Source organism: Bacillus hominis (assembly GCF_018332515.1).
GTDB lineage: Bacteria > Bacillota > Bacilli > Bacillales > Bacillaceae_G > Bacillus_A > Bacillus_A hominis.
Window position 1 is genome coordinate 24260 of sequence record NZ_BOQD01000064.1, and the last position, 16719, is coordinate 40978.

Annotated in this window: 16 protein-coding genes and 2 other annotated features; of the genes, 5 read left to right on the top strand and 11 right to left on the bottom strand. The window is 37.9% G+C overall.

What is annotated here, in order from left to right; translation table 11 throughout:
* Positions 1 to 12: 12 nt before the first annotated feature.
* The 3 genes from polX to zapA are packed head-to-tail and all read right to left on the bottom strand — an operon-like array spanning position 13 to position 2597.
* A complete protein-coding gene (polX, locus tag KI356_RS08305; RefSeq protein ID WP_212935228.1) occupies positions 13 to 1731 on the bottom strand; it encodes a DNA polymerase/3'-5' exonuclease PolX in 1719 nt (572 codons plus the stop codon).
* 55 nt (positions 1732 to 1786) lie between these two features.
* The gene (locus tag KI356_RS08310; protein ID WP_002122915.1) at positions 1787 to 2326 is read right to left on the bottom strand and encodes a CvpA family protein; all 540 of its coding nucleotides are present in this window, start codon (positions 2324 to 2326) and stop codon (positions 1787 to 1789) included.
* A gap of 1 nt (position 2327) precedes the next feature.
* On the bottom strand, positions 2328 to 2597 hold the full coding sequence (gene zapA, locus KI356_RS08315; RefSeq protein WP_002122916.1) for a cell division protein ZapA: 270 nt from the start codon (positions 2595 to 2597) through the stop codon (positions 2328 to 2330).
* A gap of 124 nt (positions 2598 to 2721) precedes the next feature.
* Here zapA and rnhC point away from each other — a divergent pair, with 124 nt between their 5' ends.
* The gene (gene rnhC, locus KI356_RS08320; protein ID WP_212935229.1) at positions 2722 to 3660 is read left to right on the top strand and encodes a ribonuclease HIII; all 939 of its coding nucleotides are present in this window, start codon (positions 2722 to 2724) and stop codon (positions 3658 to 3660) included.
* A gap of 186 nt (positions 3661 to 3846) precedes the next feature.
* Here rnhC and KI356_RS08325 read toward each other — a convergent pair whose 3' ends face one another.
* From KI356_RS08325 to KI356_RS08350, 6 genes are all read right to left on the bottom strand, one after another.
* Positions 3847 to 3981, bottom strand: a complete 135-nt coding sequence (locus tag KI356_RS08325; protein ID WP_002122927.1) for a YuzL family protein — start codon at positions 3979 to 3981, stop codon at positions 3847 to 3849.
* 75 nt (positions 3982 to 4056) lie between these two features.
* Complete coding sequence (locus tag KI356_RS08330) at positions 4057 to 4959, bottom strand: SDR family oxidoreductase (RefSeq protein WP_212935230.1); 903 nt, start codon at positions 4957 to 4959, stop codon at positions 4057 to 4059.
* Positions 4960 to 5132: 173 nt separating this feature from the next.
* Positions 5133 to 6524: an asparagine--tRNA ligase gene (gene asnS, locus KI356_RS08335; protein ID WP_128280776.1), complete on the bottom strand. Its 1392-nt coding sequence runs from the start codon at positions 6522 to 6524 to the stop codon at positions 5133 to 5135.
* A 52-nt stretch (positions 6525 to 6576) separates the two neighbouring features.
* Positions 6577 to 6828: a binding site (T-box leader), on the bottom strand.
* A gap of 154 nt (positions 6829 to 6982) precedes the next feature.
* Positions 6983 to 9403, bottom strand: a complete 2421-nt coding sequence (pheT, locus tag KI356_RS08340; protein ID WP_212935231.1) for a phenylalanine--tRNA ligase subunit beta — start codon at positions 9401 to 9403, stop codon at positions 6983 to 6985.
* Between the two features lie 18 nt (positions 9404 to 9421).
* The gene (pheS, locus tag KI356_RS08345; RefSeq protein ID WP_098499732.1) at positions 9422 to 10456 is read right to left on the bottom strand and encodes a phenylalanine--tRNA ligase subunit alpha; all 1035 of its coding nucleotides are present in this window, start codon (positions 10454 to 10456) and stop codon (positions 9422 to 9424) included.
* A gap of 43 nt (positions 10457 to 10499) precedes the next feature.
* Positions 10500 to 10728 (bottom strand) — a binding site (T-box leader).
* A 62-nt stretch (positions 10729 to 10790) separates the two neighbouring features.
* Positions 10791 to 11588, bottom strand: coding sequence for a TrmH family RNA methyltransferase (locus KI356_RS08350; protein ID WP_002122936.1), 798 nt, complete (start codon positions 11586 to 11588; stop codon positions 10791 to 10793).
* A gap of 82 nt (positions 11589 to 11670) precedes the next feature.
* Between KI356_RS08350 and sspI the strand changes: the two genes are divergently transcribed.
* The 4 genes from sspI (at position 11671) to KI356_RS08370 (ending at position 13964) form a co-directional block, all read left to right on the top strand.
* The gene (sspI, locus tag KI356_RS08355; RefSeq protein ID WP_000009511.1) at positions 11671 to 11880 is read left to right on the top strand and encodes a small acid-soluble spore protein SspI; all 210 of its coding nucleotides are present in this window, start codon (positions 11671 to 11673) and stop codon (positions 11878 to 11880) included.
* A gap of 177 nt (positions 11881 to 12057) precedes the next feature.
* The gene (locus tag KI356_RS08360; protein ID WP_128280774.1) at positions 12058 to 12615 is read left to right on the top strand and encodes an HD domain-containing protein; all 558 of its coding nucleotides are present in this window, start codon (positions 12058 to 12060) and stop codon (positions 12613 to 12615) included.
* 162 nt (positions 12616 to 12777) lie between these two features.
* Positions 12778 to 13491 carry a CPBP family intramembrane glutamic endopeptidase gene (locus tag KI356_RS08365; RefSeq protein ID WP_212935232.1) on the top strand — a complete coding sequence of 238 codons (714 nt, stop codon included), beginning with the start codon at positions 12778 to 12780 and terminating at the stop codon, positions 13489 to 13491.
* 110 nt (positions 13492 to 13601) lie between these two features.
* Positions 13602 to 13964: an ammonia permease gene (locus tag KI356_RS08370; RefSeq protein ID WP_212935233.1), complete on the top strand. Its 363-nt coding sequence runs from the start codon at positions 13602 to 13604 to the stop codon at positions 13962 to 13964.
* Positions 13965 to 13985: 21 nt separating this feature from the next.
* Here the strand turns inward: KI356_RS08370 and KI356_RS08375 are convergent, their stop codons facing one another.
* Both KI356_RS08375 and KI356_RS08380 read right to left on the bottom strand, forming a co-directional pair.
* A complete protein-coding gene (locus KI356_RS08375; protein WP_212935234.1) occupies positions 13986 to 15779 on the bottom strand; it encodes a DHA2 family efflux MFS transporter permease subunit in 1794 nt (597 codons plus the stop codon).
* Positions 15780 to 15791: 12 nt separating this feature from the next.
* Positions 15792 to 16445 carry an HlyD family secretion protein gene (locus KI356_RS08380; RefSeq protein WP_128280770.1) on the bottom strand — a complete coding sequence of 218 codons (654 nt, stop codon included), beginning with the start codon at positions 16443 to 16445 and terminating at the stop codon, positions 15792 to 15794.
* Positions 16446 to 16719 lie beyond the last annotated feature (274 nt).

The window sequence follows — 16719 nt, forward strand, 5'->3', positions numbered from 1 at the left end:
GTCCCCCTTGTGTTACTTATTACGTTTAATATAGTCTAATAAACGTTCAATATCCCATGTGTTAATCACGTTATCTTTTTGAATCCACCCTTTACGTGCTGCTGCTACACCTGTTTCCATATCTTCTAACATTTCAAGTGTATGAGCATCCGTATTAATTGCTACTTTTACACCAGCATCTTGTGCTTGCTTTAATAATTTCGCACTTAAATCTAGACGGTTTGGATTCGCATTTAATTCTAAAACTGTATTTGTTTCTTTTGCGAGTTCAATTAATAAATCTGTATCTACATCGTAACCCTCACGGCGTCCAAGAAGACGTCCTGTCGGATGGGCAATCATTGTGACATGCTTATTCTCAAGCGCAGTGCGCAGACGTTTCATAATCTTTTCACGGTCTTGTGAGAAACTAGAATGAATAGCTCCAATTACGTAATCAAGCTCAGCTAATACTTCATCATCGAAATCAAGCGAGGCATCTGGTAAAATGTCCATTTCGATTCCGCGTAAAATTGTAATGTCTGGATATTTTTCATTCATACGTTCAATTTCTTTCGCTTGCTCGCGAAGACGCTCTTTCGTTAAACCGTTCGCAACTTTCAAGTATTGTGAATGATCGGTAATTGCCATAAATTTATATCCACGAGCACGGCATGCTTGTACCATTTCTTCAATTGAAAAAGCACCATCACTCCACGTTGTATGCATATGTAAATCACCTTGTATGTCAGAGAACTGAATTAAGTTCGGATACTCTTTAATTAATTCAATTTCTTTTCCATCTTCACGCACTTCTGGTGGGATGAATGGAAGACCGAAATGAGCGAAGAATGCTTCTTCCGTTTCAAATGTTTTCACTTCACCTGTTTCTAAGTTTTCTACACCGTACTCACTAATTTTCTCGCCTTTATCTTTTGCGATTTGGCGCATTTTTACGTTATGATCTTTTGATCCTGTGAAATGGTGAAGCGTTGTAATAAACTCTTCTGGTTTTACTAAGCGGAAATCGATTGAAATATCATATTCATATTGAAGACGAACAGAAACTTTCGTATCACCGCTCGCAATCACTTCAATCATATTATCGAACTGTAGTAAATGCTCACGTACTGCTGCTGGTTCTGTCGTTGCAATAATGAAGTCTAAATCCTTCACTGTCTCACGAACACGGCGTAAGCTACCAGCACGAGAGAAACGAACTACCTCAGCGATATTCGACAATTTCTCCTCTATTTCCCCGGCAATAGGCAATACCATCGCAATTGGCAAACGCTCGGGACGAGAGCCTACTTGATCGATTGCTTCTAATATTTTCTCTTCTGTTTTTTTACCGAAACCAGCTAAAGCTTGTACTTTATTTTCCTCACAAGCAGCTTTTAACGTCTCCATATCAATAACGCCTAGCTCTTTATATAACTTAGCTACCTTCTTACCACCAAGGCCCGGTAGTTTTAATAATGGTAATAAACTACTTGGTACTTCTTTTTCAAGTTCTTGTAATACTTCAGATGTTCCCGATTCTATATATTCTTGAATAACTGCTGCCGTTCCTTTTCCGATGCCTGGAATCTTTGTGAAATCTTCAATTTCAGAAAGACTACGATCATCACTCTCTAGCGCTGCCGCCGCTTTACGGAATGCAGATATTTTAAATGGATTCGTACCCTTTAATTCCATAAATAGGCCGATTGTCTCTAGTAATTTAATAACTTGTTTTTTATTTACTTTCATGATTCTCCCGCCTTTCGTTCATAGAAAAAAACTCCTCTTTCTGAAAAAAGAGAAGTTACACTCTGCTACCTGTCTGCCATAGCTCCTTCACCTTTTCAGAAAGAATCGGTGTATCGTCTACAATTATTTTGCTAATTGATGATTTTTGTAATGGTGTTTGTATTTGTTCAATTGGAAGGATTGTTCCAACAATAATTAAGACAAACAGAATGATATACACTTCTAAAAAGCCAAGAAGTGCCCCAGCAACCGCATTGACTTGCTTTAAAACTGGGATTTCTGCGAACATATTCAGTAAATTACCAAGTAGTGAAAGTGCGATTTTTGTAATAATAAATAATACAATAAACGCAAGTGCTTGATAGAAGACACCCTCAATATTATTCGCATCTATCCATTCTGGAACAGAAACATTCTTATCAAATGGATACGGAATAATTTTCGCAAGTGCTGGCGCTAAATCTTTACAGTACCAGTATGCAACGAGGTATGCGATAATAAAGCTTGTTAACTTTACAAGTTGCAAAATAAATCCTCTGCGTAAACCGAGGAAAAACCCCATAACAAGCAATAAAATGATAATAATATCAATCATGTTATTCAATTCCTTTTTGTGTCATACTTTCTTTCAATTTCTCATGTTCTTCTTTTAATTTTATGTAATCGTGTATGACGTTTATCGCCGTCAATACCGCTAGTCTACTCGTATCAAGCGAAGGATTCTTGGCATTGAGTTCGCGCATTTTATCATCCACAATCGCTGCTACCATGCGGATATGACTTGTACTTTCATCGCCAACAACTGAATATTGTTGACCATATATTTCTACATTAATTCGACTTTTATTTCCCTTTTGTTGTGACAACTCACCGGCCTCCAATCACGTACAGAATCCTAAAGTTTATCATACCATGAACCATCATAATATGGAAACAGAAAGAACAATCCGATATGATAAAAATAACAATATAAAAAAAGGGGCGACCATTTTGTCAAATTCTATCGTAATACAAACAAGTTCTACAGTAATTGAAGACATGAAACAACAATATAAACAAGCGCTTAGCCCAAAAATTCCGCAAGGCGGTATCTTTATGGCAAAGGTGCCATCTTGCACGATTACAGCGTATAAATCTGGAAAAGTAATGTTCCAAGGAGGTCGTGCTGAAGCAGAAGCTTCTCGTTGGCAAGCTGTCTCTCAAACACCAAAATCAGCTGTGAAAAAATCGGTCAATTCACATCGTTATGCGCCGCCCGCTTCCATCGGTACAATGTCTATTCTAGGATCAGACGAAGTAGGTACTGGTGATTACTTCGGACCGATGACAGTAGTTGCTGTATATGTGGATGCGAAGCAAATTCCACTTTTAAAAGAACTTGGTGTAAAAGACTCCAAAAACTTAAACGATGCTCAAATTGCTGAGATTGCAAAACAACTCCTTCACGTTGTTCCTTATAGCTCTCTCGTTCTTCATAATGAAAAATATAATGAGCTATTTGATAAAGGAAACAACCAAGGTAAACTGAAGGCTTTACTGCATAATAAAGCCATCACAAACTTATTAGCTAAAATTGCACCTACAACACCTGAGGGCATCTTAATCGACCAATTTACACAGCCTGATACATACTATAAATATTTAGCGAAACAAAAACAGGTACAACGTGAAAATGTTTATTTCGCTACAAAAGGTGAAAGCGTCCATTTAGCAGTAGCCGCCGCTTCCATTTTGGCTCGTTACTCATTCGTAAAACAATTTGACGAGCTAAGCAAAAAAGCTGGTATGCCACTTCCAAAAGGTGCTGGTAAACAAGTTGATATTGCCGCTGCTAAATTAATCCAAAAAGTCGGTAAAGAAAGACTGCCTGAGTTTGTGAAGCTGCATTTTGCTAATACAGAGAAGGCGTTTCGCTTATTGAAAAAATAACTACTTTTTAGTATCGACATGATTTTCATGAACTAAACAAGGCGAAAAGAATTGAATTCTTTTCGCCTTTTATGGATCTCACACGTTCCTATTTTTGTCGTATTTCTTCGATATACCGATATATTTCCATTTCGGCCGATATCCGTTTATTTACTATTCACATAAAAAAGGAATCCCTTTTTATGTTTAACTTCGCTTCTGCTTCTTATTTGATGAAGGTACTTTATGAGAACCCGTTTCATGCGTAGTCGTTCCTTGTCCTTCCACTTCTGAAGAACCTAAGCTTGATCTAGAATGGTCTGTTTTCACTTTCTTACTCATTACAATCACCCCCAAGATTACTTTTTACTTAAGGGTAAAAAACTATTCAACATAACCATATGAACAAAAGCTCTTTTACTCTCTTATCTGTTTTTCACTAATGTCCCATAGACGTTTTGCGGCATCTTTATCCAAGGCAACTTCAGACGTTTTTCCTATTTGCTTGTCGGCATAGTAACAGCCACTATGGTCAATGAATCCATTTGATTCTGCTAGCCATATTAAAGTTTCCGCACCTTCCTCGGGTGTACGAGAGAAAGGTTTCATTGCTGCCATAGTTAATCGAGCAACCAGACCATTGTCCTGGTTAAAATTCGTATTCACTAGCCCCGGGTCAAAGCTATAAGCACTAACACCCGTTCCCTCCAACCGCTGTGCCAATTCAGAGGTGAATAAAATGTTAGCTAGTTTTGTTTGTGCATAACGCATTGTAGGACCGCCCATGAACTTCTTAACACCACGATACAGTTGTTCTGCATCTAAATCACCGAAATCAATTCCCTTTTTAGCCATTTTGTGACCGTGAGATGCGGTGGTGATAACACGGGCAGGAACACTTTCCTTTAAACGCTCCAACAACAAATTAGTGAGTAAAAATGGACCTAAATGATTTACCGCCCAAGTCATCTCCAAACCGTCCTCCGTAAGCCGCCTTGTTTGAAATAAAGCACCCGCATTATTCACTAATATATCAATTCTCGGACACCTTTCTAAAATTTCAGTAGCTACCCGGCGTATAGATTGTTGGGAAGCCATATCAGCAAAAAATATATCTACCACTGTATTCCCATTCGTTAAATTTTCAATTTGAGTCATAACATCATTCGCTTTTGCTTCGTTGCGTGCAATGATTCCTAGTTTGGCACCGCGTTCTGCAAATGCCTTAGCTGCCGCTAATCCAATACCACTTGTTGCACCAGTGATTACTATATACTTGTCACGTAATGTCCACTTTGTATGACTTGGAATTCCCCCCATTGGGCCAAAACCCCTTTCTTATAAATGTCGCATTCGTTTTACTTATATATGAAGTGGGAGGGGAACTATGAACAACATCTTTTCCAAGCTTGAAATCCTTTATAAAATTTGAGTTCTGGTTACACCCTTTTCCAATAAAAAAAGCGAGAGCAGTTGCTCTCGCTTTTTTTATCTTAAAACTCCGAAGAACCTGGAGTTCTTGGGAATGGAATTACGTCACGGATGTTAGCCATACCAGTGATGTACATTAGGAAGCGCTCGAAACCTAGACCGAATCCAGCGTGTTTTGTACCGCCGTATTTTCTAAGTTCTAAGTACCACCAGTAGTCCTCTTCGTTCATACCTAATTCTTTAATTCTGTCTACTAAAACATCCATTCTTTCTTCACGTTGACTTCCGCCGATTAATTCGCCGATGCCAGGAACTAGAAGGTCAGTAGCTGCTACTGTTTTTCCATCTTCGTTCATACGCATGTAGAATGCTTTAATGTCTTTCGGATAGTCAGTTACGAATACAGGGCGTTTGAAGATTTCTTCTGATAAGTATCTTTCGTGCTCTGTTTGTAAGTCAATACCCCATTCTACTGGGTATTTGAAGTCAGCACCTGATTCTTGAAGTACTTTAATTGCTTCTGTATAAGTGATGCGACCGAAGTCAGAGTTAATTACGTTGTTCATGCGCTCTAGAACTGTTTTATCAACGAAGCTGTTGAAGAATTCCATTTCTTCTGGTGCATGCTCTAGTACGTATTTCATTGCATATTTCAGCATATCTTCTGTAAGATCCATTACATCGCCTAATTCAGCGAATGCAATCTCAGGCTCAACCATCCAGAACTCAGCTGCGTGGCGAGTTGTGTTTGAGTTTTCTGCACGGAATGTAGGTCCGAATGTGTACACATCACGGAACGCTAGTGCATAAGCTTCAGCGTTAAGTTGTCCACTTACTGTTAAGTTTGTTTCTTTACCGAAGAAGTCTTTTGATTCGTCAACTTGTCCGTCTTCACCTTTTGGTACGTTGTTTAAGTCTTGTGTTGTTACGCGGAACATTTCGCCTGCACCTTCTGTATCACTACCAGTGATAATTGGTGTGTGAACATGTACGAAACCACGCTCTTGGAAGAACTGGTGAATCGCAAATGCTGCGATAGAACGTACACGGAACGTTGCAGAGAATGCATTTGTTCTTGGACGTAAGTGAGCGATTGTACGTAAGTATTCAAACGTATGACGCTTCTTTTGAAGTGGGTAATCAGAATCTGATAAGCCCTCGATATCAATTTTTTCTGCTTTAATTTCAAATGGTTGCTTCGCTCCAGGCGTTGCAATTACTTTACCTTCTACTTTAACTGAAGAGCTAAGTGGAAGCTTTGCAATTTCTTTGAAGTTCTCTAATTCTGTATCGAAAACGATTTGAACACCTTTGAAGAAGCTACCGTCGTTTAATTCGATGAAACCAAATGCTTTTGAATCACGTAAGTTACGAATCCAACCTGATACTTGTACTGTTTGATCTGCGTATTTATCTGTATCTCTATACAGACTTTTTACTAATGTGTTTTCCATAGTAAAATTCTCCTTTGCTGACATATTTAAATACAAAAAAACCTTTCATCCATAAAGGGACGAAAGGTTAAACTTCGCGGTACCACCCAATTTGTCATAAAGACCAACTTTAACTCGTATGTAATACATACTTCCCGGTTTGTAACAGGCCGGATTCCCGTCTAAGTCTACTCTTGAATACAAGTTTCAATTTCGGTTAGCAACTCCAAGGTGTTCTTCACATATACCGCCTCATCAGGCTCTCACCGCCCCTGACTCGCTTTGGATTATAGTATATACTACTTTTCCTTATCATCGTCTTTCGTTTTGTTAAACTAAAATTAATGTACTACATTCGAGGGAAAGATGCAAGATACCTTGATATATATCGGCGATTTTTATAATATATCGAATTACCGATAACACTCGACAACCGCTCCAATAAAAAAATTGCCGGAATTAAATCCGGCAATTTTCAATTACTTACGTAACTCCGCACCAAATTTCTCTTCTACCGCTGTTAATACACGGCTATGTGCTTCTGTTACTTCTTCGTCTGTTAATGTACGTTCTGCATCGAAGTAGTTCATAGAGAATGCAAGTGATTTCTTGCCTTCTTCCATTTTTTCACCTTCGTATAAGTCGAATAGTGTTACTTCTTTCAGAAGTTCTCCGCCAGCTTCAGCAATTACTTGCTTCATTTCACCAGCTTTTGTTTCTGTTGTTACTACAACAGCCATGTCACGTGTCATAGATGGGAAACGTGGAATTGCTGAGTAATAAGTTTCTTCCACGTCTGCACCGAATACTTTTGCAAGAGATAGTTCGAATACGAATGTATCTTTCACATCTAATTGTTTTTGCGCTTCAGGGTGCAATTGACCGATGAATCCAATTACTTCGCCATCTAATACAATGTCAGCTGTACGGCCTGGGTGCATACCTTCACGTTTTGCTGGTGCATATGCGATTTGGTTTGCAACGCCAAGTACGTCGAATAATCCTTCAAGCACACCTTTAACAACGAAGAAGTCTACAACTTTCTTCTCACCTTGCCATGCATGGTGAAGGGCAAGACCTGTCATAACACCCGCAAGATGTTGTTCTTCTTTCGGAAGTTCCCCTGCTTCTGTCGGTAAGAAGATAGAACCTACTTCGTATAAAGCAACACTGTCGTTTTTACGCGCAACATTGTATGAAACTGCTTCTAACAATTGTGGTACTAGGCTTAAACGAAGTTGGCTACGCTCTTCACTCATTGGAAGTGCAAGGTTTACAGGAGCTTTTTCGTTCGGCTCAACCATATATTGTTTCGCTTTGTCAGCGCTTGTTAATGAATACGTGATTGCTTCATATAAACCAGCGCCTTCTAGGAAGCGACGTACTTTACGACGTTTCGTTTGAGCTGATGTTAATTTACCACGAGTCATCGTTCCAGAAGGCAATGTAACTGGAATGTGGTCATAACCGTATAGACGACCCACTTCTTCTACTAAGTCTTCTGAAATTGTAATATCAGGACGACGTGCTGGTACATTCACATGGAATGTGCCTTCTACTTCTGTGAATGGGAATTTCAAGTTTGTGAACATTGTACCCATTTCACTTGCAGAAATATCTGTACCTAATACACGGTTTACTTTCTCAGCTGTAACAGATACTGTACGCTCTTGTACTTGTAAGTTATCAGCTTCTACTACGCCTTCAAGCGCTTCTCCGCCAGCGTATTTCGCCATTAAAGCAGCTGCGTGTTGAATCGCTTCGAATGTACGTGTTGGGTCGATTCCTTTTTCAAAACGTGCACTTGATTCACTACGAAGACCTAAGTCTTTTGATGTACGGCGCACTGTTTGACCTGCAAAGTATGCAGACTCAATTAGAACGTTTACTGTATCGCTATCAACTTCAGAATCAGCTCCGCCCATTACACCAGCAACCGCTAAAGCTTTTGTGCCGTTTGTAATTACAAGATGGTGCTCTTGTAACGTACGCTCTTGATCATCTAACGTTTGAATCTTTTCGCCTTCTTTCGCTAGACGAACAACGATTTCTTTTGAACCTAATTTATCGTAATCGAATGCATGTAACGGTTGACCGTATTCCATTAAAATGTAGTTTGTAATATCAACTACATTGCTAATTGGACGAATGCCAGCTGCCATAAGGCGCGTTTGCATCCACATTGGTGATGGACCAATCTTTACGTTCTTCACCATTTTCGCAATGTATAATGGGTTTTCTTCTTTCGCTTCTACACTTACAGAAATGTAGTCAGAAGTTTTTTCTGCTGTTTCTTGTAAGTCGATAGCTGGAAGTTTTACTTCACGGCCATAAATAGCAGCTACTTCATATGCAACACCTAACATGTTTAAGCAATCTGCACGGTTTGGTGTTAAACCAAGCTCAAGTACTTCATCATGTAAGTTTAAAATTTCAAGTGCATCTGCACCAACTTCAGCGTCACTTGGGAAGATGAAGATACCATCTGCATATTCTTTTGAAACTAATTTCCCATCAATGCCAAGTTCTTGAAGAGCACAAACCATCCCATGAGAAGCTTCACCGCGTAGTTTCGCTTTTTTAATTTTGAAGTTACCAGGAAGTACAGCGCCAACTTTTGCAACTGGTACTTTTAAACCTTTTGCAATATTAGCAGCTCCACAAATAATTTGTACTGGCTCTTCTTCACCGATATCGATTAAGCATTTGCTTAATTTGTCAGCTTCTGGGTGTTTTTCACATTCTAATACGTGACCAACTACAACACCTTTTACACCTTTATTTAATACTTCAACGCCTTCTACTTCAATACCACTTTTCGTGATTTTGTCTGCTAGTTCTTGTGCTGTTACATCTTTAATATCTACATACTCTTGTAACCAACGATATGATACGAACATATTTATCCTCTCCTTCCCTTACGCTCGTTTGAATTGTTGTAAGAAACGTACATCATTTGTATAGAAATGACGAATGTCATCAACGCCGTATTTCAACATTGCGATACGCTCTGCGCCCATACCGAATGCGAAACCTTGATATTCTTTTGAATCATAACCAGCCATTTCAAGTACGTTCGGATGAACCATACCTGCGCCTAAAATTTCGATCCAGCCAGTTCCTTTACAAGTGCCGCAACCTTTGCCGTGACACATCATACAAGAAATATCCATCTCTACAGATGGCTCTGTGAATGGGAAGAAACTTGGACGAAGACGGATTTCACGGTCTTCACCGAACATCTTTTTCACGAATACTTGCAGTGTACCTTTTAAATCACTCATACGAATGTTTTTATCAATGACAAGACCTTCAATTTGCATGAACTGGTGTGAATGTGTCGCGTCATCGTCATCGCGGCGATACACTTTACCAGGACAAATAATTTTAATTGGGCCTTTTTCTTTATTATTTTCCATCGTACGTGCTTGCACAGAAGATGTATGTGTACGTAGTAACGTTTCTTCTGTAATGTAGAATGTATCTTGCATATCACGTGCTGGGTGATCTTTCGGTAAGTTTAGTGCCTCGAAGTTGTAGTAGTCTTTTTCTACTTCTGTTCCTTCAGCTACTTCATAACCCATACCGATGAATACATCTTCAATTTGTTCAACAACTGATGTTAACGGATGGTGACAACCTGTTTCAACAGGACGACCTGGTAATGTTACATCAATTGTTTCAGTAGCTAATTTCGCCTCAATTACTGCTTTTTCTAAGTTGCCAATTTTGTCTTCTAGACGCGTTTGAATCGCTTCACGTACTTCATTTACTAATGCTCCCATACGTGGACGCTCTTCTGCTGATAATTTTCCCATGCCGCGTAATACTTCTGTAATTGGGCCTTTTTTCCCTAAATACGCTACGCGTACGTCGTTTAAGCCCTTTAGCTCTTTCGCTTCTTCAATAAGCTCTAACGCTTTTTGTTTTAGCTCTTTTAAACGTGCTTCCATTTGGAACCCTCCTAATTTTAAAAATAAAAAAACCTCGCTCCCAAAAAGGGACGAGGTAAATTCGCGGTACCACCCTAAATTGACAGAACAAGTCTGCCCACTCATTAGTTATAACGATCAATTCTGACCGGAACGCCTTTACATATAAATGGTCCTGGCGTCAACTCCAGAGGTGAATTCACTTCCGTCTACCATAAGAATGCTTTCAGTCTACGGCACTCTCTCCCTATACGGCGATTTTGTAAGCTACTCTTCTCTATCAACGTTTTTCGTTATTTAACTTTTATTGTATGTTCATTACAAACATATACTTCAACTTATTATAAGAAGTTTTTTATTTGTTCGCAACTGGGCTTTGTAAATAATACGTTAAAATCCCTGCTGCAACCGCAACATTTAATGATTCTGCCCCGCCGTAAATCGGAATATACAAGTTTTGATCACTTTTCGCAAGAATTTCTTGGCGTACGCCGCTTCCTTCATTTCCTACAATTAATGCAAAACTTCCTGTCGGTGTTACTTCACCAAATGGAACTCCATTTTCAAGAGCCGTTCCATATACAGGGACGTTATTTTCTTTTAACTTGTCTACCCACTCTTCTAAGTTCCCTTTTACAATCGGTAAGTGAAAAATAGAACCTTGTGTAGAGCGTAGTACTTTACTATTATAAACATCAACGCACCCTTCTCCAAGCACAACGGCATGAATACCAGCTGCATCAGCTGTACGAATAATCGTTCCCAAATTACCTGGGTCTTGAAGGCCGTCTAATAAAAGAAACTTCCCATCAGTAAGAGCTACTTCTTTCTCATGTTTCTCACAAACAGCAAATACGCCTTGCGTCGTTTCTGTTTCGCGAAGTACTTTTACAATTGCTTCAGGCACAATATACATTTCAACATCATTAACTGTCCAATCTTTCGGAAGATCTGTCTGATCTGAAACGATAAGTTCTGTTACAACTCCCGCCTTTAACGCTTCCTCTACTAAATGGAATCCTTCTACAAAAAATAAACCTTTTTTATCGCGCTCTTTTTTCGTCTGCAGCTTTTTCCACTGCTTCACACGCGGGTTTTGTACTGAATCAATGTTTTTCATAATATGTATTTCCCTCTCTTCTTGTCTTATCATTATAGCCTATTTCCCATACATATTTACATAAAAAAGAACAAAAACTAACGTCAGTTTCAATTCTGAAGAAGAGGTGAAGATAATGAGTTTTAATTTACGTGGCGCTGTGTTAGCGAATGTATCTGGAAATTCACAAGACCAATTACAAGAAACGATTGTCGATGCAATTCAAAGCGGTGAAGAAAAAATGCTCCCAGGTCTTGGCGTTTTATTTGAAGTCATTTGGAAAAATGCTGATGAAAATGAAAAACACGAAATGTTAGGAACACTGGAGCAAGGATTAAAAAAATAAACAATAAAAGGTCACCTTAGAAAAAACTAAGGTGATTTTTTTATGCCCACAAAATTTTTCTTCTCCTAAACATTTCTACTTTACTAAAAGCTAATTGATGGAGTACAATGTTCAAAATACATTTAAACCGATTGATTTTCTTCATATACATCAATGGACAAAAGGAGTGAATGTTTTATGCACCGTATTACGCTTGAACAAATTTTTAAACATCACATTACACAAAAATATGTAAACCGTTCTGGAATGGTCCACGCGATTGCTGTCGCTTACCATGCGTTTCACTTAGCTAAAAAGCATCACGCCTCAGTCGATGCTGCGACAAAGGCTGGTTTCCTTCATGATATCGGACATCACACATGGTACAGTGAGGGAGAATGGGACTATGACTTGTATAAAAAGAATGATATACATGCGATTAAAGGAGCGGAAAGAGCTCATAAATTGCTTATTAGATTAGGGGAACACCCAAAACTAGCAAAAGAAATTTCTGTTGCAATTCTTCTGCACACTGATTCTTTCCTACTAGAACAAACGCTTGAAAGAACACCTCTACAAAACGTTATTAAGTGGGCAGATGAAGCCGATGAAGAGCCAGGCGGAGCACACCATTATAGAACGATTTCTTATGAAAAAGCACTAAAAGCAATGCAACAGTTAGATCGATTGGTAGAGCGTGAATTGCAAATAGAGCAATCGAAATCGAATAACAAAACAGAACATAGTTACCAATGAGAAAGAGGCATCACTACAGAGTGATACCTCTTTTATTATTTTCCCCTAAAAAACACACGGAATATTTCAAATTTGAATCTTGTATGTAATATTTAAACGTAACATTCCAAATTCAAATCAACTATAATTTTATATATAAATATAAAGAGGTGATTTGAACATATGCAACCCGCTACACAAATTCCACACGAACAGAAAAACTCCATGTCATGGTTACAATTTCTTGGAGTTTTATTCATTCTCTTTCCGTGTCTCTCATTAATAAATATACTCTTTACATTTTTACCTATTGAGTTATATGGCTACATTAACCCAGATACAAATAAACCTTTGCTTGAATCTATAGAAAATGTAAGTTATGAATTAGTTGCCCTACTTTTACTAATCGTATATATCATGAAATATAAACCACTGAAAGAACTAGTATTACCTACATTCGATTTTCGAGTTTTAAAATCTTTTCAGATGTACATCTATGTTCTCATTTATTATGTACTCACCCTGTTTGTAGATATGTTTGTATTAGATAAATTATTTCCTTCATCCGTACAAGAACAGTCTGATGCATTGCAACTTTCAACACTAGAGCACTATCCACTTCTCTTACTTCTAGCTGGTGGGATTTTTGCACCTATTTTTGAAGAGCTTGTATGCAGAGGTATTCTTCTTCGTTTTTTCGAAGAGAAGTTTACCTTTTGGCCAGCTGTAATTCTCTCAAGTTTAATTTTCGGGATTGCTCATACGTACTCTGTGGGAATTATGGTTAGTGCATTTATGACGGGATTATTCGCTTGTTTATTGTACAAACAAACTAAATCTATTATTCCAGCTATACTATTACATATTTTGACTAATATAATCGCCTTTTCAACGTAAAGAAGAGGTATCATCACGATACCTCTTTCACTCTTTTATAACAACGTCAAACTGTTGGCAGCTCATGTCTATGCCTAATTTATTTTTCATTCGTTAAGGAGTTATTACACATGGAATCTACCGGATTATTTATTTGGCTTATCTTAGCCCCTATTTTATTGTTATGTGAAATCATCGTTGGTATTTTTTTAATTGCTGCCGGAATTAAATATCGTAAATTACTTACCATTATAGCGGGATTAATTAGCGTATTATTTATCGTTGTTCCTATCATTTGTATAGGAACCGGAATAGATTTAGAGCAGAAACTCCCAATTTCAGGAACTTTATATTGGAGCTTCTTCCTTTTAGCTGGCCTATTAGCTATTATAAGCGGGAGACAATTAACACATATTCGTTCTATGGGGATAATTTTGTTTATAACGGGATTATGCTCTTTGACTGCTTATCATCTTTTATATTTAACTACATGAAAACATAAAAAAGCAGGGAAATTAATTCCCTGCTTTTTTATTTCGTTTATTGCCTGATGGTAAGAAGAAAGATAACACCCAAGCAATACCTGCTAATATTGTTGCAATTAAGAAGGCATCGTTAATACCGTTAATTGCAGATAGCTTTGAAATTTGTCCGAATAATAGTTGCGTGCTCATCGCATCTCCTGCTTGAGCTGACCCGGCTAATGCCGCTAAGCTTTGGCCCATACCGTGTACTTTATCAACTAAAATTGGGTTTGACGTTGTTAACATATTGCCGTAATCCGCTACGTGAGCAGTAGTTTGTTGCGTCATAAGTGTGATTAATATCGCTGTTCCAATTGAACCAGCTACTTGTCTTGACGTATTTTGCGTTGCTGTACCGTGAGAAATTAATTTCATCGGCAGTGCGTTCATACCGGCTGTCATAATTGGCATCATAATGAATGACATACCAATTGAACGTATAATATAATCCGTCATAATAACGCTATACGGTGTATCCATTGATAACGTTGTAAATTTATATGTCGCAAATGTTGTAATGGCTAATCCGACAATTGCTAACGGACGAATACCATACTTATCAAATAGTTTACCTGCAACTGGTCCCATAATTCCCATAATTAATGATCCTGGAAGTAATAATAAACCTGATTCCATTGGTGTAAAACCACGAATGTTTTGCAAGTATACTGGAAGTAATAACATACCTCCGAATAATGCCATCGTTACGATTGCGTTAATTACTAATGTGAAAGTGAACGTTGGATATTTAAACACTTGTAAATCAAGCATTTTATTGTCCGTTGTTAGCTCTCTCCAAATAAATACAGCTAAACCAATGACACCGATGATAAGTGTTATAACAACTTCTGCACTAGTCCAGCCATTATTTCCAGCTTCACTAAATCCGTACAGTAAGCTACCTAGTCCAATACTTGAACTAATAACACCGAATACATCTAACTTTGTTTTAGACACCGGCTGTGCTAGTGTAAAGAATTTTAAAGATAAGAACGTAATAATTAAACCGATCACAAACATACCGTAGAACATTAAGTTCCAGCTATAATTTTCAATTACCCAACCTGTTATAGTTGGTCCGATAGCTGGTGCTAAAATCATTGCTACCCCTAGTAATCCCATCGCTGCTCCGCGCTTATGAGGAGGGAATAATGTCATGAAGATATTCATACCAACTGGCATTAAAATACCTGCACCGACCGCTTGAATAATGCGGCCCGTCATCATCATTGTAAAGTTACCTGATGTAGCACAAATGATAGATCCTACCGTGAAGAATAACATTGCGGCTACGAATAATTTACGATACGTAAATCGTGAAACTAAAAAGGCACTAATTGGTACTAAAATTCCGTTTACAAGCATGAAGCCTGTAATTAACCATTGGGCCGTTGAAGTTGATACGTTAAATTCGTTCATTAACGGAGGCAATGCAACATTAATGATCGTTTGATTTAAAATAGAAATGAACATACCAAGAATTAATACAGTTACAACTGCCTTTACATTCACATTCTCTATCGGCAATTGTCTCTTCAGCATTTCTTTTTCCTGTTTTACTTGCTCTTGCTTCCCTGTTTCTAATTCCACTACGTTAGAAGCTTCTGTTTCTTGTTCTTGTTTAATTTCTTTCTCTACTGTTTCTACCTTACTTACTTCTATTTTACTTGCGGCTGGGACTTGTTCTTCTCCCACGTTCGTTTTTTTCTTTCGTAAAAGACGATTTACAAGGAAGAAGACGATTATACAAAATAGTGCATATCCTACAATTGTAATTGAGGACATCTCATCTCCCCCTTACTTATGAATACGAACTGACACATTCATTCCAGGAACAATATTTACTGATTTACTATGGTCTAGAGAAATTTTAACTGGTACAACTTGCTTTACTTTCGTATAGTTCGCTGTTGCGTTACTTGATGGTAACATTGAGAATGTATTTGCTGTTGTTAATCCAACTTGTTCTACTTTTCCTGTTAACGTTGTATCTGGGTATGCATCTACATACACATCTACTGTTTGGCCTTTTTGAACATCATCAATAGTTGTTTCTTCAATGTTTGCTGTTACCCATAAGTTATTCATATCAAATGCGTAAGCAATTGGGCTACCTGCTCCAACGAACGCATTTGTTGTTGCGTTTGATTGTACAAGCGTTGCATTTTGCGGAATTGTTACGTCTACTGTTTGTTCTCCATTTGCCGCCGCTACAGTAACAGCACCTAATTTATCGTTCTCATTGTAATTTTTTCCTACTTCAGCTTTCCAGTCGGTTAATTTACCTGCTACTGGTGACGCAATTGGAATTACCTTTCCGTCAATTTTTGCATTGTCTGTTTTTAAATAGTTTTCTGTTTGATTGTAATAGTAATAACCGCCAATACCGCCGCCAACTAATACAATCAATGTGATAATGTTGATAATTACCATTCTTCGAAACTGATTCATTGCATTCCTCTCCTTATATCGCATATAATTTTTTTCTAAACTATTTACATCCTTATTGTTTATATTGTTTAATTGTTAATTATATTAACTTTTAAACAAAAAAATCACACCATCTGCAGTGTAAACTGTAATTCGTCTGCCTGCGAGCGGTGCTGATTACTGAAGGACTATCGTTTATAATTATAAATAATTATTTTGAATCTACAACCGACAATTTAAGTATGAAATGTCGGTTAAACAACAATATAATATAAATGTGTTGTTTAAGTGTGAA